The sequence below is a fragment of the Termitidicoccus mucosus genome (assembly GCF_038725785.1).
In the GTDB taxonomy this organism is placed as follows: Bacteria; Verrucomicrobiota; Verrucomicrobiia; order Opitutales; family Opitutaceae; genus Termitidicoccus; species Termitidicoccus mucosus.
Window position 1 is genome coordinate 3,926,407 of sequence record NZ_CP109796.1, and the last position, 22,730, is coordinate 3,949,136.

A 22,730-nucleotide genomic window follows, 5' to 3' on the forward strand; every position below is an offset into this window, starting at 1 on the left:
CGGCGGCATCGCTCATTTGCGGCCCGCCTCCCCGGCCTTCCCCGCATCCCTCGTTCCGTCTGGCCTGGCAAAGTCGCGCACGCGCTTCCAGTAGGGCCGTGTTTTCCACCAGTACAGCAACGCCAGCACGCCCATCATCAATGCCTGCCGCATGACAATCGACGCATCAAAGTCTGACACGCGGTTCATCAGCTTCACATCCACCCAGAAACTGCACACCGGCAGCATCGAGCAGACCATGCTGCCCACGCCCTTTATCCACATCATGATTTCGTTGAACTCGTGGATGTTGACGATGATGGCGGACAGCACCCCGCCGACCGCCTGCATCGCGAGAAAGAACAGCCACCCGAGCCGCATCAGGCGCGGGATGAAGGCCAGCAGCACCATCGGGCCGACCAGCGCCGGCCACATCTGCGTGACCAGCCACACGAACCCAAAAGTGTGCCGCCCCAGTTCGGGCCGGAGAAATACAAGCGCCATCGCGCCCGCAAGCACGATGCCGCCCGCCGCGAATACCGCCGCGCTCTGCCAGCCGGGCAGGAGCGCCCGCCCGGCGAGCGCGCGCCATCCTCCGCGCCCCGTCCATGCCCGCGCCTGCACCGCCATCGGCTCGCCGCGCATCATCATCTCCAGACCGCACATCAGCAGCATCGCGACCAGCGCAAACACGAACTGTCCCGTCGCCATGTCCGCGCCCCTGAACCACGCCAGCAACGGCACCGGGATGAAACCCGGCAGGCTGATGAGGCGCGTGGAAACCGCGTGGTTTTCCGACGGCGGCGCGATCTGCCGCACCGCCTGGATCAGGCAGAACACCAGCACCAGCGCCGCGTCGAAAACCACCAGCGCCCACACGAGCCAGTCCGCGCTGCCGAGTCCCCGGAAAAGCGAACCGCGCCGGAACGCCATGGCAAAAAAACCCACGCCCGACATCTGCATCACCACCAAAAAACCAATCGCGACCACGACGCGCAAAAACGGCGACAATGCCGACAGCCACAACGTCGCCGCCGTCAGCACGCCGCAGGCGCCATACAGGCACGCGGCCACCAGCAGGTCGTCGAGCAGATCGACCGACCCGAAAAAATACCGCACCACGCCATAGGGCAGCAGCGCCATCGCGAGCAGCGCGGCCTGCGCCATGAGCGAAGTCCACTTGCCCAGCACGACGCGCCACGACGACAGACGCGTGAGCAGCAGCAGGTCGATGTTGCGCCCGGTGATTTCGCCGCGCAGCCCGGCCAGGCCGCGCAGCGGCGTGAGCACGACGAATGTGCCGCCGAGCACGCCCCAAAAGAAGGCGTTGACGGTGCCCAGCGCCGCGCCCGGCGCGCCCATCTCGGCGACAAACGCGCCGATCAGCATGAATACCATCACGAATTGAAACCCGACGAGCGCGCCCACAAACGCCCGCGTGCGCAGTCCCTGGCGAAGCTCCTTGACCAGCATCGGCGGCAGCCAGGCGGGGAAGTCAAAGCGCGGCGCGCGCGCGGCCGGTTCATGCGGCGCGGCGGCGGCGGGAACGGCGGGAGGGGCGGAAAAGGATGCGTCACTCATGGTGCGGGAAAAAGCGAAGTGAAAAGGGGGCATCGATTGGCGCGGCAGCGACTGGGAGCGCCGGCATCCTGCCGGCAGACGGCGCGCCGCGCCGCCGGATCGAGTGGCACGGGCGGCCCGCCCGTGCGGCGGCGCTCCCGGTCGCTCGCGCGTTTTCGAGGCGTCACGACGCGCCTCCTTCCTCCGCCGGCGGCGTTTGCGGCGGGAGCGGCGGCGGCACGGCGGGCGGGCGAACGCCGCCGTTCCCGTCCTTGCGGCGCAGCATGTCCACAAACGCCTCCTCCAGCCTGCGCTCCTGGCGGCGGAACTCCACCACCTCCAGGTCCGCCGCGAGCCGGCGCAGCTCGACCGCGATGGCCGCGGGCCCGGGCGAGGCAAACTCCGCCCGCGCGCCGTCGCGGCGCGCCTCGACCAGCCTCCAGCCGGGGCGCGCCAGCATCCACGCGGCCAGCGCTTCCGCGCCGCCCGCGCCGTGTATCACGATATCGAATACCGATGCGCCCGGGTCGTCGCGGCGCCGCAGGCTTTCCTTGTCGCCGTGGTGCACGACGCGGCCCGCGTCCATGAACACGAGCGTGTCGCACATCTCGCCGAGCTCGGACAGGATGTGCGAGCTGATGAGCAGCGTCTTGCCGCGCGCGCGCAGGATGCGCACGAGGTTCTTGAACTCGAGGCGCGCCTTCGGGTCGAGCCCGGCGGCGGGCTCGTCGAGGATGAGAAACTCCGGGTCGTTGAGCAGCGTGCGCCCGAGGCAGAGGCGTTGCATCTGCCCTTTCGAGAGCGCCGGGGCGGGGCGGTCGCGCAACGGCGCGAGATCGGTGAAATCCATCACCTCGGCCACCTGCCGCTCCAGTTCGACGCCGCGATAGCCGTGGGCGCGCGCGAAAAAGTCGAGGTAGTCAAACACCGTCGTGTCGCCGTAGGGCGTGAAGTGGTCCGGCATCCAGCCGATGCGGCGGCGCACGAGGTTCGGATGATCGACGATGTCGATGCCGCCGATGCGCACGCTGCCGGAGTCCGGCAGGTCGAGCGTGGCGAGGATGCGCATCGTGGTGGTCTTGCCCGCGCCGTTCGCGCCGATGAGGCCCACCACCTGCCCGGGTTCCAGCGTGAACGACACGCCGTCCACCGCGCGCACCGCGCCAAACGCGCGCGTGAGCTGCCGCACCTCGACGAGCGGGGCGGTCGTGGTTGTCGCGATGTTGCTCATGGCCCGCGCGCCTCCTCCACGCGGCCGGTGTAGAGGACGGTGTCGTCCCGCCAGCGGATGGACTTGAGCGTGCCGAGCGGGGCGAGATCGGACGCCCCTCCCGCCCCGCCCCATGCGTAGAAATGGCCGCGCTCGATTCCGCCCGGGTTGATCTTCCGGGCAAACCGGGCGGCGGCCGCGCCCGGGCTGAGTTTTTCGAGCGGCGTGCGCCTGCCCGGCGCGAGTTCCTCCACGCCCCAGGATTCGCCCGCGCCGTCGATGTAGGTGAAATTGTTCAGCGCGGTCGTCAGGCTTGAAAGCACGACCGGCGGCGCGCCGTTTTTCCCGGCGGCGAGTTCCACCCGCGCTCGGGTCGGCGTGACGCGCCAGAGCGAGTGCACCTGGCGCTTGCGGCTCTCGAACCACGCGCCGTCCGCGCGCCCGGCCTCGCGGTTCATGCGGATGCCATTGGCATCGCCGTGACGGAATTCGCGCGACAGCGCCGTGTCGTCCTCGATGGCGAAGGACTTCCCGATCAGCACGCCCGTGCGCGAGACCTGCTGCTGGAAAACCGCCGCCTTGTTTTCGCCCGGCATGAGCACGACGAGCGCGCGCCGCGTGCCCGCGCCGCCGAATCCGTCGGCCAGCACGATCACCGCGCCGAGCAGCACCGACGCGAGCACCGAGATCGCCGGCACGGTGAGAAACAGCCGGTGGCGGCGCCGCTCCGGCGCGAGGAAATAAATGTTCACCGGCCCGACCACGATGCCGAACGCAATCAGGAACAGCACCAGCAGCAGCGTGCCGCGCTCGACCTCCCACGCCTCCAAATCGTCGTTGTCCAGAAGCGTGACGAGCCGGCTCCACGGACCCCGCAGCCAGGAATCGCTCTCTTCGTCGGACTCGCCGGCGCGGCGGCGGCTCCCATAATGCGGGCCTTGTTTTTTCCACTCGTCCTTCTTCGCGCGGCAGACCGTGACCAGATCCTCCGCGCTGCCCGGCGTGATTGCGCCCATGCCGAGACTCCCGGACGGCCGCGCGTCCCGCACCTGAAACGGTCGCTCCCGAACCAGCCAGAGCGTCCCGCCCAGCGCCACCCATTCGCGCAAGGCCGCGCGGCGCGCGCCGTCGAGCGCGTCGAACTCGTCCGCCCCCATCGCCACGAAATCAAACGGCGACCACACGCGCCAGTCCGCCGGCCAGCGCGCGGGCGCGCAGATGTTGAGCGAGATGTCGGCGCCCAGCGTCGAGCCGGCCCCGTCGTCGCGCGACATGATCGCGCGCACCGCAGACTCCTGCGCGGGCGTGACCGCGATGATCGGGCCGGAGACGCTGTCGGTCGAGAACCTGCCGCCCCCGCCCGGCACGCCGGGTCCCGAGCCGGCGGCCTCCGTGAAGGAGTAGGCGCCCCGGTCGGATTTCGCGGAACCGGGCACGAACACGACCGCCTCGCTCGCGGACTGCGCCGGAAGACGGAACCGCCCGGACGAGCCGACGCGCCTGCCGTCACGGTATCCCTCCACGGTCTCGAACCGGATATGCCACTCGCCCGCGCGCTCCATGTGGTTTTCGATTTTCACCGTCACCGGCAGGAAACCGCGTCCGCTCCACGCGCGGCTGGCCGACTCCAACGCGATTCTCGCAACCTCTTCGTCCGCGCGAACCGTCGCCGAGTCCTGCGCGAACACCGGCGCCATGACGGCGAAGAGCAGCGCGAAAAGCGGGGCCATCCGCGCCGGCAAAATCCGTCCCGCCATTAGTATCCAATTATATAATACATGCTTCATCGCGCGCGTCACCGGATCTTCGCCGCCGCGAGCGAATCGGGCAGCGCCTTGGATTGCACCGGCACCCCGGCCAGCAGTTTTTCCACCACGCCCGCGGGCGTCGCGCCGTCGAGCCTCGCCGTGTGCTCCAGCAAAATGCGGTGCACCAGCACCGGCCGCGCCACCGCCTGCACGTCCTCGAAGCTGGTGTGCGGCCGCCCGTGCCTCAATCCGCGCGCCCGGGCCGCCGCCGCCAGCGCCAGCGCCGCGCGCGGGCTCGCGCCGAACCTCACGCCCGCCGACGCCGCCGACTCGCCGGGATGCGTCGCGTTGACCAGCCGCGCGATGTAGGCCGCGACAACCTCGGGCACATGCACGCGCCGCGCCAGCGCGACGAGCCGCGCAAACTCCTCCGCGCCCAGCACGACGGGGACGTCCGGCTCCGCGCCGATCTCGCGGTTCAGCACGATGCGCTGGAGCACGTCGGCGGAATTCCGCCGCACCTCGATCTTGAAAAGAAAACGGTCGAGCTGCGCCTCGGGCAGCGGATACGTCCCCTCGAGGTCGATGGGGTTTTGCGTGGCGAGCACAAAAAACGGATCGGGCAGCGCGTGCGTCTCGCCGCCGGCCGACACGCGCCGCTCCTGCATCGCCTCGAGCAGCGCCGACTGCGTCTTCGGCGAGGCGCGGTTGATTTCGTCGGCCAGCAGGATGTTCGCAAACACCGGCCCTTTCTGGAACACGAACTGTCGCTGGCCGTCCACGTCCTGAAGCACGGGGTTGCCGGTGATGTCGCCCGGCAGCAAATCCGGCGTGAACTGCACGCGCCGCGCCTCCAGCCCGAGCGCCTTCGCCAGGCCCTTGACCAGCTCGGTTTTTCCGAGCCCCGGCAGGCCCTCCAGCAGGATGTGCCCGCGCGCCAGCACGCCGGTGACGACGAGCTCGATCAATTCATGCTGGCCGAACAGCACGTCATCCAGCGCGTCGAGCAGGCGCTGGAGCGAGGCCGACGCCGACGCGAGTTCGGCATCATTCAACACGGCGGGGATGGGCGGAGGATTTGTCATTAGAAAATGAATACAGGGATTGAAAATGGACCCGGACGGCCAGCCCGTGCTGGCCGCGCGAAACGCCGCCTTGTCGCGCAGGCACCTTGCCTGCCGTCCAGACAAATGCGCGCAGCGCGGTGACTAAAAAAAACGGCGGCGCGGCGCGGCCGAAAACGATGGCAGGCAAGGATGACTGCGCTACGGCGCGCGCGGCGCATGTCTGCCATTTCTCCCCTCATTTGAAGAACTCCTTCAGCGCCTCGCGCTCGGCCGGCGTCAGCCGGTCCACCCACACGGCCTCGCCGCCTTGCGCGGCGCCGGCCACGCCGCCGGCGTTCGTCAGGCCCTGCATCGCGGCCGGGTCGATTTCATGCTCGCCCTGTCGCGTGCCGATGCGGTCGCCCAGCGCGGCGCGCGAAAAATCGTCATTGCGCACCGTCTGCGCCCGGCCCGGGCCAACATCGCTTTTCCGGTCGGAAAACGTCAGCGGCGCGTCGCCGCGTCCGCGGGCCGGCGAGCCGCCGCCGGCCGCCGCCAGCGCGCCGTCACCGCCCTGCCCCGGCACGAGCAGCACCGCGTCCGGCTCTCCCTCGCCTTCGCCCGCCACCCACGCCTTTTCGCCGTTCCCGCCCGCCGCGCCTTTCACTCCGCGCACAACATGTCCGGCCTGCGCGAGCTTCCGCCCGAGCGCGGCGGCCTCCTCCGGGGAAAGCGTTTTCAGTTGAGACGGGTCGAGCCCCTCCAGCCCCCGCAATGCCTCCGCCAGCCCGCCGCCGGCCGTGAGTTCGCCGTCGCGCAATCCGTGCAACGCCGCGTCGAGCCGCGCATCCATTTCCCGAAGCTGCCCGTCCGTGAGCGCGTCGCGCGCGGCCGTGTCGCCAAGCGCGCGCATCGTGCCGGCCACCGTGTCGAAATGCTTCGCCAGTCCGTCCATCGCGCCCTCGGTTTGCCGCCGGAGCGCGTCCGCCGCCTCCAGCGCCGAGTGGGAGTATTGCTCGTCGAGCGGGCGCCCCGCGAGTTCCCGCGCGCGCTGCTCCAGCGACTCCACCGACGAGCGGTCGATCATTTCCATCTTCGCCAGCTCCTCCAGCCAGGCCTCGGTTTGCGCGAGCGCGGGCGGTTTCTCCCAAAAACGCACCGGACCCGCCGCCGATTCCGGCACCGGCAGCCACGCGCCCGCAAGCAGCAGCGCAGCAGCGCCGCCGGTCCAGCCCGCCAGCGCGCCGACGCGGTAACGCAAAATCCCGCCCGGCCCGTCCTCCCCGCGCCCTCCTGCCGCCGGCCAAGCCGACACCCCTGCTTCCGCCGCGCTCAGCCCCGCATCCAGCCCGAGCTGGTATTCGAGAAACACACGGGCGTCGGCGCGGGAAAAAAATCCCCGGCGCGCCCGCCGCCACGCGACAAACGCCGCCGCGGCCACGCCGGCCAGCAACACCCACCACCCCCAGGCCACCGGCCCGTGCAGCCTGCGCAAGGCGAACACCGCCACCGCGGCAGCCGCCCCGACGCCAAACAATAACGGCGCAAACTTTTCCGCCCACAGGATGCTGTTGACGCGCCGCGCCACCGCCGCCACGGCCCGGCCCCAAAATACCTGTGTGTTGCTGCCCTGCATGAACGGCAGCACACTGGCGCTGTTGCAGGTCACTTACAAGCCCCGCCGGACCGCCCGGCATAAAAAAATCCGCTCTGCCAAAAAGGCGGAGCCGAGACGGCGCTTGATACCAATCAACCAAGGGTAATTGGGACGGGAACGGGACTTTCGGAGGGACGGCCTCCATTTGAAAAATCCAATTTCCTCGGGGAATCGGTATAATGTCAGGGTCTGCGGAATCGTGCCCGTGCTCTTCTCTCCTTTTCCGAAGGTCCCGAGAATGGGCAAGAGGTTTTAAAGCGTCTGACAAAATAACCAACGCAAAGACGCGAAGAGGTAAACGAAATCAGTTTTAACACAGAGGTCACAGAGCGCGGCCCACAGAGGTCACAGAGGCCAAATCAGAAAAAAATATTCCCCCCTCTCTCTGTGTCCTCTGTGTCAGAGCTCTGTGTCCTCTGTGTTAAAACTGATTTCCTCAATTATTTTGATAGACACTCTCATAAACCACGCCCCGGCGCTCATCGCACGCGCCTGGCCACTTCGTTCTTCAACGACGCGCCCTTTATGTTGACCGGGCCGAGCTTGCCGTTGGCATCGAAGATGAACCCCGTCGGAAACGACTTCACGTTGAATTTCTCGCAGAGTTCGCCGTCCTTGCCCTTGCCGTCGAAATATTGCGGCCACTTGATTTTGTTTTTCCTGATGAATTCAAGCGCCTCGGCGCGCTTCTCCTCGGGATCGCAGCACACGCCGATGACCTCGAATTTCCTCCGGCTGGTGTCGAAATACACGTCGAGAATCTTGTCGATGTCCGCGACCGCGCCTTTCGCGTCGGTGGTCCAGAAATAAAGATAAACGACCTTGCCCTGGAGTTTCTTGAAATCGATTTCCTTGCCTTTGCCCTTTGCATCGAGCTCGGTGAACTTCAGGTCGAACGGCTCCTTGCGGATGGCGAACCAGACGCTCTCGGTCTTCGCCCAGTTGGCGGTCGCCCTGTCCTTGCTGTTGACGAGATGGTTCAACTGCGCCTCGGTCGTGGCGGGGCTCACCAGGCTGACAAAATCATAAAAGCCTTCCTCGCGGTCCTTGAGATAACGGAGGCCGGAGCCGCCGGGCATTTCGGTGAGCGCGTCGATTTTTCCACGCCACGAGGCGAGCATGTTCTGGATGTCCCGGGAGCTTCGGCCGAGCCCGCCGCTCTGCTGGAGCTGGATGATGCGCTCGCGCGTCTCGCCCTGGACCATCGCCACGTCGAGCGCGCTGAGCGCGGCCTTGGTGTCGTTGCTGACCTGCTGGCCGGAGTGGAGTTTGCTGACCACGTCAAATTGCACCATGGAAAACCACGAAAGCCGGCGCGGTCCGTCATTTTTTCCGGACATGAATCCCGCGACGTCGATCATGTTTTTGATGACGGTGTTGGCGCGGCCCGATTTTGGAAAATCGGCGAGGAAATTCACTCCGGCCGAACGCAGGCTCACGAGCGTAGCGTCTTCCGGTTTTGTCTTGGCCTGGTTGAAGAGGGCGGTGAACGCAGCGAGGGCTCCCTTTTCATCCTGTTGAGCCTGCGAGAACAGCGGGCAGAAAAAAGCGGCCGTCAAAATGAATGCGAGGAATCGTCGTGTCATGGTTTTTCAAGGGTCGAGGGTTAACGTTTGGGGAGGGAGGAGGTTTACCTTTGAAAAACCATCGTGCCATTTGCAAGGGTTGATTCCCCTCGCCGGGCATTTTTTTCGCGAGCTAATCGCCGGTGTTGCCCCCGCTTATCCACCGGAAAGGAGGGCTTCGACCGCCGCGACCGCGCGCGTCTCGCGGGCGTGCCAATCGCCGCCGATCTCGATCCGCGGCAACCCGCGCGACACCAGGGCCTCGCGCCAGAGCCGCATGCACATCTGCCGGCCCGCTTCGTCGGCGAAATAGCGCTGCGGGTCGGGAGCAAACGCGATGTCGGTCTTGCACAACAAATAAAGCGCGTAGTTCCGCGCCCGCGCCCCGGCCTGCTCGCGCACCCACGCCGGGCATTTTCCGGGAAACAGCAAATCCGCCCACAACACGTTCGTGAGCAGCTCCGTGTCGCAGAAAACCACGCGGCGCGCGCGCGCGGCGGCGTCCTCCTCCGCGGCGATTTGCCCGCGGGCGATGGCGTCGAGGTCCTCCGCCGTCACGCGCCCGTCGTGCTCGTCCCAGAAACGCCGCACATACTCCGGCGCCCACGGCTCGCCGAAATGCGCCGCGAGCTTTTCCGCCAGCGAGGTCTTCCCGGTCGATTCCGGCCCGAACACCGCCACGCGCAGCACGCTCATGCGGCCTCCTCCCGCCTCTCTTGCGCCGCGCCCTGCGCGCGCATCGTTCGCGCCCACGCCACCCATCCGAGCAGGCCGAGCGCCAGATAAACCAGATAGAGAAACGCCGTGAACGCCATCGCCGCGCTCCAATACGACACGATCGCGGTGAGATTCACCGCCACCCACAGCGCCCAGTTCTCGACGTTCTTGCGCGCCTGCAGCACCTGCGCCGCCACGCTGAACGACGCGATGAACGCATCGCGAAACGGCATCGGCGCGTCCGTCCACTGCCGCGACGCCAGCCCCCACGCGACCGTCGCCGCGCCCGCCGCGCCGAGCACCGCCGCGCGCCCGGGCCACGACAGCCGCGCGACCGGCAGCTCCGGCGCGTCGCCCCGGTCGCGCACCCAGTGCCGCCAGCCCCAGGCGAGCGTGACGAAAAAGAAAACCTGCAACAGCGCGTCGGCATAAAACTTCGTCCTGAAAAACAGAATCCCCTGCACGCTCACCGCCAGCAGCCCGACCGGAAACGCCGCCAGCTTCCGCCGCGTCATGAGCCACACGCCGAGCACGCCCAATAACAAGTTCGACAAATCCAGCCCCGACGCCGACGCGAACCCGTCCGCGATGTTTTTTATGATTTCGCTCATTTGATAATAAAAACCGCGGGATGATTAAACCGCGAAATGGCGCATGGCGCATAAATGACTCTTCAGGTCTGCTGCGTCCTCTCGCGCCGCTGCCGGCGTCTCATTTCCCGCCTTCGCGTTCTTCGCGCCCTTCGCGGTTGCCATCATTCTTTTTGTCCGTGTTTATTTCCGCGACAAACGCCTCCATCGCCTCGCGCGTGATGACGTGCCTCGCGCCGCAGCGCGGGCAGCGGATTTCGATTTTCACCTCGCCGCCAAACAAACCCTCCGGGTCCTCGCGCATCGTCGGTGCGAGCACCTCCATCATGCGCGGCTGGTTGCAGCCGCAGTGCCAGCGGTAAATCCGCCGCTCCATGAGCGCGAGCGTCTCCGTCCGGTCGAGCGCGCGCACCGCGTCCACGGTCAGCGCGTCGAACCACGCCGCGTCGCAATCGGGGTGCGAGCTCACCATGACAAACTCCTCCTCCGCGATCTGGAAAAACCGCACCGGGCGCTGCTCGCTTTGCCGGTAAAACGCCTCCACCGCCGCGAGGGGATCGCCGCCGGCAAACCCGGTCGTGCTGCGCCGCTTCGGCTGCCGCGGCCGCACCACGTCGGCATAAAACAGGTTCGACTCCATCTCGCGCACGCCCTCGGCAAACACGCGCCCCGTCACCGCCCCGGTCTCGTTGTCCCCGGTGAGGAAGATGTTGAGCAGCGGTTCCTGGAAGTGAAGGGTCCAGGCCGTCATCTCGTTCCACGGACGCGACGCGCAATGCAGCACGAATCCCGCCAGCGCGCGCTTGAACAGCTCCGCATGCGCCTCCGCCACGTCGATGCGCTGCTCCCCGTTATGGAGGAAATAATCGACAAACAGCTCGCCGAACGCCGCGCGCGCGACGAGCGCGTTGCGTCCGCGCACGAAATACGTGCGCACCTCGTGGCCCGCGTCGGCCTGGTTGACGGGAGAGTTCTCAGCCATCCGGTCAACTCAACGCACAATCCCGGCGATGGAAAGCCGGAAGAACGCCCCTACCCGACGCCTTCCAGCAAAAGCGTCCGGCCGCGCCGCGGCACTGACCCCTTGCGCCCCCTTTTCATGGGCAGAAAAGTGACAAAAATCAACCTACCCCCTTTGGCTCCTTCTCAGTGATCGCCGGGGCTGCTACGGCGCGTTGTCAAAGATGATGTCATCCTTTTGGCGCTTCGAAGCGCCGCCGAAATTATAGACGAGACCAACGTAGAATATGCGCGAACTTCGCCGACGGGTGATTTCGTCACGGAGGCTCGGGGTATCGATGAGAGTCCGCTCCTTGAGCGAATTGAACACATCCGAAACCGTCGCAATCACCGCGACTTTCTTGTTCGCGAACGTGTGCCGTAGGCCGATGTTGAGCACCGATGTCGGATAGCGATAGCCCTGCGGAGTCAAACGCTTGGCCGAATAGTTCGCGTTGAGCTGAACCAAGGTCGCGGGTGATACATCCCAGCCAAGATTGACCTTGGCATCCCAGGCAATGGCGCTGCGTGGCTCGGTGAAGCCAAGATTCCCAGCGTCGATTTCGCTGCGATAGACATTGCCGCTAAAATTCAGCCCCAGCCGATCCCAGAACCGGCGCGCGGCACCGAGTTCGAGACCACTCGCCCTACTGGTGGAAAGATTCTCCTTGGTGGTCAGCAGAGTGGTTGAATCCACAAAACGCGTTACCTCAGTGATACCATTGTAGCGGTATCGATAATAGGCCGTCGCGAGATACGTGGTGTCGTTGTTCTTCATCTGCCATCCAGCCTCGATGGAATGAATCTGCTCCGGCTGAAGGTGCGGATTCCCCGCGCGCAGATTGAACGGATCCTGGTATTCCGGGAATGGATTCAAATCGTCACCCTCGGGACGGCGCACGCGGTGGCTGTAATTGAGCTGCAGCTGTTGCGCGGCCGGAAGATCGTATGTGAGATGCAAGGTCGGATATATGTTCCGGTAATTATCGCCACCGTCCTGACCAGTGGTGATCTGGTGAGTCTCGATCTTCACATCCTCGAACCGCAGGCCGCCCATCGCGCCGAAGCTCCCAAAATGACGTTCGACGGTGAGATACAAGGCGTGAATCCGGGAGTCGTATTTGAAGCGATTGGTCTTGGTCGTATCCGGGATGAAGAGCCCGCTGACCGGATCGAGATCGCTCACTCGGAAATCCGCATCGCTGCCCTCAAACAAGCCCGCGTAGCCTACTTCTAGTTTGGCATCCTTGCCAAGCGGGCTGGAATAGTCGGCCGTCGCTTCGGTCGAGTTCTCGATTACCTTGATGAGATTGTTGTTCGCAGAGGCAGGGGTTACCGGAAAGAGATAGGTGTTCTGGTAGTGATTGTCCTCCTGTTCAGTCGTCCGTCCGTGCTTGACCTCAACGCTCAATTCGCGGTCTTCGGCAAAGGAGTGGGCCAGTGTGCCACCGAATTCGATGTCTTTCTCATACTCTGGGTCATAGCGTGTCCGCTTGTAGTCACTCACGGAGGCACCACCGGCTGAGGTCGCATAATGCTGGTCGGCCCGCCGGAGAAAATCACGGTAGTTGTAGCTCACGTTCGCCCCCAGGGTTGTGCCCTTGCTCGGCACATACTCCACGCCCCCTTGGAAAATTCGTGAGCGGGGTCGACTGGTTTCCTGAGTCTGCTGCCGGGTAATGCTGGTAACACCGGTAAGCGGATCTGCAAAGATGCGTGTTTCGCTGCTCTCCCGGGGCCGATCATCCTGACGAATGGAGGCCGAGCCGTAGTAGTTGAACGCCCCCGCATGAACATTCCCGGACACGCTGAAGTTGTAGCGCTGGTTGTTACCGACGTTCATGCTCACGCTGCCGGCAGTGCCAGACTTTTGCTTGCTCTTCATCACGATGTTGATGACGCCAGCGGTGCCATCGGGCCGATACTTCGCGGACGGATTTGTGATGACTTCGATTCGCTCAATCGAGTCCGCCGGCATCTGCTCCAATGCGGCGGCACGGTTGCGCCCCATGAGCGTGGACGATTTCCCGTTGATCAAGATAGTGACATCCGAGGAACCGCGGAGGCTTACGTTGCCTTCGATGTCCACCTGCACGGCGGGCACGTTTTGGAGCAGGTCGCTGGCAGAGCCAGCGGCGCTCTGCAAATCCTTCCCTACGTGGTAAACTTTGCGATCAATGGCATTGTCGAAAGATTCCTGCTTTCCCTGCACCTGAAACTTGTCGAGCTGAACCAAAGCCCCAGTGTCGGTTTGAAGCCGCCCCAAATCGTGCGCAGCCTCTTTTCCGTCCAGTTCGAATACACCGGTGATATTTGGGGATGTTCCAGCTTCACCATAAATCGCTTCGTATTGCCCCGCAGGAACGTCCGGGAGTGTGAACCGTCCAGTTGCATCGGTCGTGCCGGAGGCGGCAACTTCACCTGTGGCGACTTTTTTCAAGGTGACCGTGACGTGTTGGATAGGATGATCGCCGGCTGGATTCACAATCGTCCCGGATACCGCAGTTTGAGAACGAACAGTCAGCCCAAGGATGGCACAGGTGAGGATAAACGAGATCGCGTAGCGTTGTTTCATTTAGTAATCGGCGGAGAGATTAGGCACCGTTTTAGAGACTTCATTGGCAAAGGAATTGGCCGGTTAGGCTTTCCCGTTGAACGAATCGATTGTCTTGAGGAGGTTCGCGACAGCCTGCGCGCAATCGGCGGTTTTCGGTTTATCGGCTCGCAGAGCGGCGAGGGCGCGATCAATCGCCTTGTCCACCATGTGCCAGTCAGAGGCCGCATGCGGCTTCAAACCGGCCTCGGCGGAATCCCACGTAACCTCCAAATCCTTGATGCGGGTCTTCGCTCCGGCCAGATCTCCCTTGGCAATGATTGTCGCCACATCAGCGGCTATCGCTCGGAAAACGGACAAATCACCCAGCTTTGAAGGAGTTCCAGTCACTTGGATGCTGGATCTCTGGGGACTCGGCCTGTCCGCCGCAGAAGTATTGCCCGCGCTGAACACAGCCAATGCAACCAGTGCAGAGGCGACGATAACAGGTTGAATGCCACGATGGGTCGGTTTCATATTGATTGTGGGTTGATGTGATACAGAAAAGTCAGTCTGCGCTTGCTCCGGGTCCTTTCGCCCGCTGCCCGAACTGGGCATAGGCAACAAGGATTACGATCACCGAGAGAAATATGGCGCTGGTGCGCATCGCCCCCAGGCCGATGCCTCCGTAAGCTTCCGCTTGAGTCAGCAAATCCCCCAAAGAGGCCCCCAACGGACGCGTAAGAATATACGTGATCCAAAAAGCCAGCACGGAGGGCGCTCCAAAGCGCCACGCCACAAAGACGACTGCGATGAGCGCGCTAAAAACTCCCACCCCCAACCTGAAGCCCATACCCAGCTCTTCTGTGACCAGATCACCAGCGGCAGTGCCAAGAGCAAAGGTGCAGAGAATCGTTGCCCAATAGAACAACTCCCGACGACGAGTAACGATGGTGTGGATTGAAAGGGTATGTTCGACCGCGTTCCAAATCGTGAAGAGAGCAAGCAAACAGACCGCAAATACCTCCGTGCTGAGATTCAAGCCAATCTCAAGGTCATCGGTGAGGAAATCGGTAATCTGCGTGCCGACGATACTGATCAGCACAACCGTCAGCCAATAAATCCACGGGACATAATGGCGAAACCGTAATTGGAGGAACAATGCACCGCCCAAAAGCCCCCCCATTACAACCTGTGTCGTATTCTGCCCCCATCCTGCCTCTACCGCCAAGTAGTCGGCCATCGTTTCACCAACGGTCGTTGAGAGGATTTTGATCAGCCAGAAGGCAAACGTCACCTCTGGAACTTTATTTAGCATGCTGGGATTCGAGAAATTTTTCATGAGACGAATTCACATGCTCTCAGGTGAGCAATCCGAGAGCTGTTGAAGTGATAGTGGGGTTGATTGGGTGGAAAAGTGCCGGACGAAGTGCTTCATGCCGAACTGCACCCATGACATGCCGTGGGACTCCGCCTCAGCCAGGGCTTGGGCCACTGCCCAGCCGTCGTGCCGAATACGATAGCAAGCCACGACTGTTCCCGTCCGGTCTGCGCCACGTCGGCAATGGACAAATACGGGGCTGGAAACGCCCCCGATGAGTTTTAGGACTTTTTCGAGCTGCTCGTGTGTCGGCGCTTTATAGCCGTGCATTGGCAACGAATAGTAATCCATCCCTGCTGCACGCACCCGCCGTTCTTCTTCAGGGTCTCCGTCTCCCGGCATTCGAAGATTCACCACGGTGCGCACGCCCATTACCGCAAGGCGCGTGTATCCGTTCTCGTCGGGCTGAGCGCCACGATACAACCGTGAATCCACGCGATCAAAGTTTTTCAGACCAGCCGATGCCAGCGGCCCCTGCGGGATCGACGCGCAAGCGCTAGGCGACAGCGCCAGCGAAAGCAGCAAGCACAGCCGGAGGATCAGCGCCGGCCATAACGGCCAATCAATGTTCACGCTTTTCATGAGGAGCCTCAGAAAGTTTTCCCGATCACGAGCCCGCCTCCGCGCCCATCGATGTAGGGACTGATGTTGAATGCATTTTCCTTGGGCTTGTTGTGGCGATGCACGATTGCCCGACCGACGACGGTGCCGATGATCGCACCGGCAACCACGTCACTGGCGTAGTGAGCGTTCTGCTCGATGCGGGAATATCCGACCAAACCAGCCACCCCGTAACTCAATCCCTGCACCCACCATTGGTCATAGTGGGCTGCGATCACCGAAGCCACGGCGAAGGCCTGCGTCGTATGGCCAGAAGGGAACGAATGATTGCCGCTGAACGGTTGGAAATCGAAGACTCCGCTCGATGCGTTCGGCCTCACTCGGCCGACCGCCCACTTGAGCGTCGGAGTCACAATGCCCGCGGCAATGATGCTGGCGGTAACACCATCCAGTGCGACCGACTTCGATTTCTGGTCTCGGGCTAGTTGCCCGTAAGTCTCGAAAGCACCGAGCACCAGCCACGCTCCCTCCGCTCCGAACCTCTGAGCATTTTGGGTGAAGGTGTTGAGACTTTTTGTGCGGTGCTCCTGAGACTCCTCGCGAATCTGCCTATCCAAGGCACTGGAAGCCAGGACCAGTGAGGTCAGTCCCCCGGCGATCATCCATTCTTGCCTGTCCCAATGCAGTGGTGACGTGAGAAGGACGCCCGTATCGCCAACGAGCAGATCAACGTATTCGCGTGAAAAAAGGCTTTCGGGGCGCCGCCCCAAATCCTCAGTGAACGCGCGCCCGGACGAGGTATGCGTCAAATCGCTGACCATCCAAAAATGCGATTCCGCGGCACGAGCCCTAAATGAACCAGCTATGAAGATAACCAACGCGTATTTCGCCGCGCGTAGTGAGCAAATGGATGAATTGAACACGCGCTGTCTGACTGCTGCTCCATCCAATCATTAGAATCATGACAATGCGGTAATACACTCGTCATTCGACGCTTTACGCTCACGCCGCTTTGGGGCTCATCTGTCGGCAGCTCTGTTCCGCTTCATGCAGCGCGAGAGAGTTGCCTCGCATACAGACCGAGCGAACAAAATTACCAGCCAGTTACTTGATGATGACAGAACTGACATCTTCCTAACGAGGCAGGGCTCCTAGGGTCATACGCTGCGTAAATCTGCCAACGGGCTCATTTCCGCACCTCTCTTCAGCTTTGGCCTTGAGCTTTTCTCTAGCACCATCCTCCTCCTTCTCGACCCAATGTTTCCGTCCCAAATGGACACAAGATCTTATGTTGTCAGCCTTGGCGTTAACACTGTGGTTCGGTCTGTTTTTGGGCGTCCGACCGTTGGGCAATCCAGACGAATGCCGTTACACAGAGATTCCTCGCGAGATAGCAGCGACCGGCGACTATCTGACCCCGCGCCTCAACGGCGTAAAATACTTCGAGAAGCCGTGTCTTGTCCTAGGACTGTAGAGCTATGGCGATTCTTGAAATATGCGATGATTGGCGGCTCTACATTCGCCCTCGATCTACTCCTTTTATTCCTGCTCAAGGAGCTGATTAATTTACACTACGCATTCGCAGCGAGCATCGCCTTCTTCGTTGCTGTCTCGATCAACTATGCAGTCAGTCGATCCGTTGTGTTCAAAGGCACAGTTCGCTCCTTCAACTCCGGCTATCTGATCTTCGTGTTCATCGCAGGTGGCGGCCTCGTGGCGGTCGCCTTGCTCATGCTCCTGTGCGTGGACATGCTTGGAATGAACTATCTGCTCGCGAGGATCACCATCGCCTGTTTGGTTGGTATCTGGACTTACCTGATGAACTTGTTCATAAACTTCAAAGTAGCAGGCAAGCCGTGACTAAGCTATGCGTGTCCTCGTAATAGAAGATGATAAGAAGGTCGCAGCGCTGGTGCGAGCCGGCCTTGAGGAACGGGGTTTCCAAGTCGAAGTATGCCATGATGGTGACTCGGCTACAACCAGAGCCACGAGTGAGACTTTCGACGCATTGGTCATGGATGTCATGTTGCCTGGGCGCGACGGTCTCAGCATCCTGCGCAAGCTGCGTGAGGCCCACAACGCTGTCCCGGTGCTTCTCCTGACGGCTCGCGGCGATCTCAACGAGCGAGTCGAGGGCCTGAATCTCGGTGCTGACGACTATCTGCCCAAGCCGTTTGCGATCACGGAGCTCGTGGCTCGCCTCAATGCCATTTTGCGCCGCCGTTCCGGCGTGGGTCTGAACATCCAATCTTACGCCGATCTCACGCTCAATTTTTCCAGCCGTGAAGTCCACCGCGGCGAACGACACATCGAACTCACAACTCGCGAATTCGCGGTGCTGGAGTGCCTCCTGCGCACCCCGGGCAAGGTAGTTAGTCGAGTCGAACTCAGCCAAATTGTTTGGGGGCACCAGTTCGATGCCGGCACCAATTTCGTCGACGTTGCCATTCAGCGCCTTCGCCGAAAGGTGGACGATCCGTTCCCACGACAACTGATTCAGACCTATCGGGGCATCGGATATGCCCTGCAAACCGACTCATGAAAGCGTGGCCCGTTCGCTTAAGGTTTGCCTGCTGGACTGCCGGCCTGGTCGGATTCGCGTTGTTCGTCTATTCGGGCTTCACGCTGGCAAACCTTTACCACGAGCAAATTGAGGCGGTCGATCTTGAGCTTACCGCCGACGGCCGACGCTTAGGCGGACTTCCGGACGTGGCTCAGATTCAGGCAGCGATTGTCGAGGACGAGCGTTATACACCTTGGCTGAGCTACGCCGTCTTCGACAAATCAGGCAGCCTGCAATACCGGAGCAAACAACTCCCTGAATCAGTCGCGAGCGAAGCACTCACACAAGACAAACATCATACCGTCCGGGAGGGAGCCAGCCGGTGGCGGATGGGAAGATTCCCCGGATCTGGAATCGTGCTTGTAGTAGCCTACGACTTGGATGAGGTCCGCGACATCATGGTCGATCTTGTCATCGCTTACGCGCTCTCTCTGCCGGTGGTCGTGTTTATCGCAGCGGCCGGTGGATGGTGGGTATCCGGCCGCGCACTCCAACCCGTTCGCGACCTTGCGACGTCGGTTGAACAGGTTCAGGCAGAGAGCCTCGATCATCGTGTTCCGGTTCCGGTGGCATCAGATGAAATCCAACGACTGAGTGCAGCTTTCAACGACATGCTGGAGCGTCTGGAGGCGGGCTTCGAGCAGACACAGCGCTTTGCTGCTGATGCTTCACACGAACTTAGAACACCGCTAACCATCATCCGTGGAGAGATCGAGCGGTTGATGCGCGCACCGGGCATCATGCCTGACCATCAGGAGAAGCTGGTAAGCGTCCAAGAGGAGATTGAACGCCTTCAACACATTACGGATAATCTTCTGCTACTCACCTTGTTTGATCGAGGCCACGTTCAGTTCGAAGCTCAACTTTTGGACTTTTCTGCATTGGTGCGGGATGCCTGCGAAGACGCTGAACTCCTGGGAGAGACAGCAAATATCCACATCGAACAGAAACTTTCCAGAGACCTGTTCGTACGAGGCGATGCGGGACATATCCGTCGCGTTGTCTTGAATCTTTTGGATAACGCCGTGAAGTTCAATGTGCCTGACGGACTTGTGCGCTGCACGCTAACTGGAACCGGCCAAGCCATCATTCTGCGGATTGAAAATACCGGCCCAGGAATCGGCGACGAGTCGAAAGCGCGCTTATTTCAGCGCTTCTTCCGAGCGGATCCAAGCCGAAACGACACACAGCGTGGTCACGGCTTAGGGCTTAGCCTCAGTCGAGAGATCGCTCGCGCTCACGGCGGAGATTTGACTGTTGCAGATTCCACCGCGCCGGGCTGGACAGGGTTCATCTTCACCCTGCCTCAAGCCTCCTCTCGCAATAGCATATGAACTGGATCATCTGGTCACTGTTGTCTGCGCTCTTTGCCGGCTTAACGGCGATTTTCGCCAAGATCGGTGTCGCAAACATCGGTTCCAATCTGGCGACAGCGATTCGCACCTGTGTCATCCTCGTGCTAGTATGGGTCATTGCCATCGCCACCAAGGAATCCTCCGCGATTGCGACCCTCACCAAGCGCCATTGGCTCTTCCTCATCCTCTCTGGCTTGGCGACCGGACTCTCTTGGCTGTGCTATTTTCGGGCACTGCAACTGGGCGAGGCTTCCCGCGTCGCGCCGATTGATAAGTTGAGCATCGTCTTTGTGCTCCTTTTCGCCGGACTGTTTTTACACGAGCCGATCACGTGGAAAAGCATGTGCGGTGTCGGACTGATCGTGTGCGGTGGCATCCTACTGGCTTTGAAATAGTCCGGTCGCGCCGCCACTCATACCATTTCTCAGTCAAAGACATAATAATTCGATAAAACGCGGCGGAGGGTGCATGTAAAAACATGAGACCGCCAAAAGTGTTTCCCGAAGGAACAGCCAGACGCCTGGAGCACTTGCGCAAGACCGTTCGCAAACCGGACGAACGCACGCGTATAAAAACAGACTCGATGCGCTCTTGCTGGATGCCGCTAGGCCCATGCGAATCACCCGCTTTCCTTGGAACCATTCCCCATAGTTGTTATATCTTTGACTGAAAATGGTTATGACTTTGCTTCGCGATTTCGTCGCCTCCACGGATGCAAAAAGACCAAAGCGAAGCCGCTTGCTCCTGGCGCCGCCATGTTTTTCCAACCGCCTTTCCTCACACCCCCTCGCGCAGCAGGGTGACGAGCTTGGCCAGCGTTTCCCTGTCCGGCAGGCCCATGAGGCTGATCTGGATCCAGTTGCGGTCGCGCAGGTAGGCGCTGCGGTAGCTGAGCAAAAAGCCCGCCTTCTCCAGCGCCTCCCCGGTCGCCCAGGCATTGCCGCCCGCGTGCGGGACGAGCGTGATGACCGCCGGGCAGGCGTGCTCCTTCGGCGCGAGCAGGTCGTAGGGCGTGCTTTTCAGTTCGCCGCAAAGCCATTCGGAAAGCGCGGCGATCCTGGCGTGGCGCTCGGCAAAGTCCTGCTCGCCGAGCGAGGCGGCCAGCGCGGCCACGAGGTTCGACGAGTGCGTGAAGGCCACGCCCTCGCTCGCCTGCCAGTATCCAACATCCAGATACGAGGGCATCCCCCTGGGCGTGGCGGCGATGGGCTCGTGGTGAAACACCACGCCGAGCCCCGGATAGCTGCACAGGCCCTTGCTGCTCACCGCCGTGGCGAGGTGCACGCCGTCGAGCGAGAGCGGCACGTTGCCCATCGAGCTGATCGTGTCCACGCAGAGCCGCAGGCCGCGGTCACGCGCGAGCTCCTTCCATTCGTCGAGCGGGTTGAGGATGCTGGTCGAGGTTTCATGATGCACGCCCCACACCCAGCCGCCCGAGGGCAGCGAGTCGAAGGCGCGGAGCATTTCATCGCGGTCGAAGGGCCTGCCCCAGCCGGCGGAAACGACTTGGTGATCGAGCTCGGCGCGGCGGGCCTGCCCGGCGATGCGGGAGCCGAACTCGCCGTTGACAAACACCACGCCGGGGCGGCGGAGCTGGCGGAGCTGCCACGAGACCATGTCGTTGACGAGCGTGCCGGAGCCGGGAACGACTTGGCAGTGGCGGGCGCTGGCGATACGGCAAAGCTCGGTGCGCACGCTGAAGAGCAGCTTGTAAAACTCCTCCGAGCGGTGCCAGAGCGGGAAATTGCCCATCGCGGCGCGCACGCGCGGCGACACCGGCACGGGGCCGGGGATGAGCGGCACGAGGTCGGGCGCCGCGCTCGGGAGTTTCGCGAGGTTGAAGCGCACGGTCTCGGCCTTTGATCCGCGCAGAAACATCGGCTGGAATTGCGCATCACCCGTGCCGACGAGCGGGCCGAACGGCTCGAAACCGAGGTGCTTGTAAAGTTTGAGCTGGCGCACGGTCGCCGAGATGATGGCGAGGTCCCAGCCGCGCGGCTTGGCCAGCACGAAGACCTGCTCCATCATCATGCGAAAAGTGGCGCGTCCGCGGAAATCGCGCTCGACCGCGAGCAGGCGGATTTCGAGCACGCCATTGTGCGGCGGCATGTGCCGGTCGAGATCGGGGATCTTCGCGTCCATCGAAAACGGACGCTTGTCGCGCAACGCCATCATGCCGACCACGCGCTCGCGCTGCTTGACGACGAGGTAGAGGTTTTCGTGGTGAAACTTGTCCACGAGCCGACGCTCCGGGTTCGGCGGATGCTGCGGGATTTCCTCGACGAAGGTGCGGTAGTTCAGGCGGTGCACCTGCTCGATTTCGTCGGGGGTGTCGGCGAGCTTGCAAATGAGCTCGCCGGAGCCGTCCGCATCCGCGCTGTTGCGCGCGTCTGTCGGCGGGGCAGAAGACGCGGCATCCTTGGTGGCAATTAACTCGTCGGTGGTGTTCACGCTATGGGTTTTTTTGAACGACTTGCTGGCCGAACGCTTTTTGAAAATTGGCACGGTGAGCAAAAAGCACCAGCGCGATGGTAAGCGAGGCAAATAATAATGCATTTACATCGCGGGTGAGCAGCCAAAGCAGCGGCAGTTGCGCGACCATCCCGCATAATGCCCCCATCATAAGCCCCTTGTGCAACAACTTCCAAAAGATGAGCCCGGCGGCGAACGGCGCCGCCAGCGACAGCGGCGCGAGCACGAGCCATGCGCCGAGAAAGCACCCGATGCCCTTGCCTCCGTGGAATTTCAGGAAAACCGGCCACACATGCCCCGTGACGACGGCAAGCACGCAAGCCGTCCCCGGCGCGAGGTCGCCCGAAATGACGCCGCCCTGGCCAAGCAGCCACGGCAGCGCGGCGGCGAGCGCGCCCTTGGCCATGTCGAGCACGAGCACGATGGCGAAACCCCTGCCCCCAAGCATGCGGCCGACATTGGTCGCCCCGGTCGCCCCGCTCCCCTGGCCGCGCACGTCGCCGCCGGTCTTCAACCGGACCAGAAACCAGCCCGGCGAAATACTGCCGAGCAGGTAGGCGAACAATACGGTCAACCAAGGAATATGTTCCATGTGATGCGAAAGAGTTAGGGAAAGCGTCAACACGGGCCAGCGTGACCTGCGGCAGGGCACGGGGCCTGAGGTGGCGCGAATGGGCAGAGTAATCGGCGCGAAAGCATTCCGGTTAGTTCAATGGATTTTCCTCACAGGCGCAAATCTAAGTTCGACGGGCAAAATAGCACACACATGGCCGGCTGTCGGCCATGCCCGCACG

Annotated in this window: 20 protein-coding genes; 4 read left to right on the forward strand and 16 right to left on the reverse strand. The window is 62.4% G+C overall.

Annotation, left to right across the window (positions count from 1 at the left end):
* Positions 1–12: 12 nt before the first annotated feature.
* The 14 genes from OH491_RS13835 to OH491_RS13900 all read right to left on the reverse strand — a co-directional run bounded on the left by OH491_RS13835 (position 13) and on the right by OH491_RS13900 (position 16,367).
* Positions 13–1,560, reverse strand: coding sequence for a hypothetical protein (locus tag OH491_RS13835; protein ID WP_068770731.1), 1,548 nt, complete (start codon positions 1,558–1,560; stop codon positions 13–15).
* A 163-nt stretch (positions 1,561–1,723) separates the two neighbouring features.
* Positions 1,724–2,770, reverse strand: coding sequence for an ABC transporter ATP-binding protein (locus OH491_RS13840; RefSeq protein ID WP_084442262.1), 1,047 nt, complete (start codon positions 2,768–2,770; stop codon positions 1,724–1,726).
* The gene (locus tag OH491_RS13845) at positions 2,767–4,479 is read right to left on the reverse strand and encodes a hypothetical protein (protein WP_068770730.1); all 1,713 of its coding nucleotides are present in this window, start codon (positions 4,477–4,479) and stop codon (positions 2,767–2,769) included. Before OH491_RS13845 ends, OH491_RS13840 begins: the two co-directional genes overlap by 4 nt.
* A 65-nt stretch (positions 4,480–4,544) precedes the next feature.
* Positions 4,545–5,582, reverse strand: coding sequence for an AAA family ATPase (locus OH491_RS13850; RefSeq protein WP_068770729.1), 1,038 nt, complete (start codon positions 5,580–5,582; stop codon positions 4,545–4,547).
* A gap of 217 nt (positions 5,583–5,799) precedes the next feature.
* Entirely contained in the window at positions 5,800–7,212 is a 1,413-nt protein-coding gene (locus tag OH491_RS13855) for a hypothetical protein (protein WP_334319382.1), read from the reverse strand.
* 467 nt (positions 7,213–7,679) lie between these two features.
* Positions 7,680–8,786: a TlpA family protein disulfide reductase gene (locus OH491_RS13860; RefSeq protein ID WP_084442261.1), complete on the reverse strand. Its 1,107-nt coding sequence runs from the start codon at positions 8,784–8,786 to the stop codon at positions 7,680–7,682.
* Between the two features lie 135 nt (positions 8,787–8,921).
* Positions 8,922–9,461 (reverse strand): ATP-binding protein, encoded by a 540-nt coding sequence (locus tag OH491_RS13865; RefSeq protein WP_334319381.1) that lies wholly within the window; start codon positions 9,459–9,461, stop codon positions 8,922–8,924.
* A complete protein-coding gene (pnuC, locus tag OH491_RS13870) occupies positions 9,458–10,093 on the reverse strand; it encodes a nicotinamide riboside transporter PnuC (protein WP_084442259.1) in 636 nt (211 codons plus the stop codon). Before pnuC ends, OH491_RS13865 begins: the two co-directional genes overlap by 4 nt.
* 100 nt (positions 10,094–10,193) lie before the next feature.
* On the reverse strand, positions 10,194–11,054 hold the full coding sequence (locus OH491_RS13875) for an Hsp33 family molecular chaperone HslO (RefSeq protein ID WP_068770727.1): 861 nt from the start codon (positions 11,052–11,054) through the stop codon (positions 10,194–10,196).
* A 183-nt stretch (positions 11,055–11,237) separates the two neighbouring features.
* The gene (locus tag OH491_RS13880) at positions 11,238–13,646 is read right to left on the reverse strand and encodes a TonB-dependent receptor domain-containing protein (RefSeq protein WP_084442258.1); all 2,409 of its coding nucleotides are present in this window, start codon (positions 13,644–13,646) and stop codon (positions 11,238–11,240) included.
* 63 nt (positions 13,647–13,709) lie between these two features.
* A complete protein-coding gene (locus OH491_RS13885; protein ID WP_068770725.1) occupies positions 13,710–14,141 on the reverse strand; it encodes a hypothetical protein in 432 nt (143 codons plus the stop codon).
* Positions 14,142–14,172: 31 nt separating this feature from the next.
* Entirely contained in the window at positions 14,173–14,946 is a 774-nt protein-coding gene (locus tag OH491_RS13890) for a COG4705 family protein (protein ID WP_068770724.1), read from the reverse strand.
* Between the two features lie 9 nt (positions 14,947–14,955).
* Complete coding sequence (locus tag OH491_RS13895) at positions 14,956–15,567, reverse strand: fused DSP-PTPase phosphatase/NAD kinase-like protein (RefSeq protein WP_068770723.1); 612 nt, start codon at positions 15,565–15,567, stop codon at positions 14,956–14,958.
* 8 nt (positions 15,568–15,575) lie between these two features.
* Positions 15,576–16,367 carry a phosphatase PAP2 family protein gene (locus OH491_RS13900; protein WP_068770722.1) on the reverse strand — a complete coding sequence of 264 codons (792 nt, stop codon included), beginning with the start codon at positions 16,365–16,367 and terminating at the stop codon, positions 15,576–15,578.
* Between the two features lie 667 nt (positions 16,368–17,034).
* Here OH491_RS13900 and OH491_RS13905 point away from each other — a divergent pair.
* From OH491_RS13905 to OH491_RS13920, 4 genes are read left to right on the forward strand one after another with little or no spacing between them, the layout of a single operon-like run.
* The gene (locus OH491_RS13905) at positions 17,035–17,406 is read left to right on the forward strand and encodes a GtrA family protein (RefSeq protein WP_334319380.1); all 372 of its coding nucleotides are present in this window, start codon (positions 17,035–17,037) and stop codon (positions 17,404–17,406) included.
* 7 nt (positions 17,407–17,413) lie between these two features.
* Complete coding sequence (locus tag OH491_RS13910) at positions 17,414–18,088, forward strand: response regulator transcription factor (RefSeq protein ID WP_084442256.1); 675 nt, start codon at positions 17,414–17,416, stop codon at positions 18,086–18,088.
* Entirely contained in the window at positions 18,085–19,443 is a 1,359-nt protein-coding gene (locus tag OH491_RS13915) for an ATP-binding protein (protein WP_068770719.1), read from the forward strand. The genes OH491_RS13910 and OH491_RS13915 overlap by 4 nt, the downstream gene beginning before the upstream one ends.
* The gene (locus tag OH491_RS13920) at positions 19,440–19,859 is read left to right on the forward strand and encodes an EamA family transporter (protein ID WP_068770718.1); all 420 of its coding nucleotides are present in this window, start codon (positions 19,440–19,442) and stop codon (positions 19,857–19,859) included. Before OH491_RS13915 ends, OH491_RS13920 begins: the two co-directional genes overlap by 4 nt.
* 382 nt (positions 19,860–20,241) lie before the next feature.
* Here OH491_RS13920 and OH491_RS13925 read toward each other — a convergent pair whose 3' ends face one another.
* Together OH491_RS13925 and OH491_RS13930 are read right to left on the reverse strand one after the other, a co-directional pair.
* Positions 20,242–21,915, reverse strand: coding sequence for a GNAT family N-acetyltransferase (locus OH491_RS13925; RefSeq protein WP_334319379.1), 1,674 nt, complete (start codon positions 21,913–21,915; stop codon positions 20,242–20,244).
* 1 nt (position 21,916) lies between these two features.
* A complete protein-coding gene (locus tag OH491_RS13930) occupies positions 21,917–22,528 on the reverse strand; it encodes a glycerol-3-phosphate acyltransferase (RefSeq protein ID WP_068770717.1) in 612 nt (203 codons plus the stop codon).
* Positions 22,529–22,730: the final 202 nt, after the last annotated feature.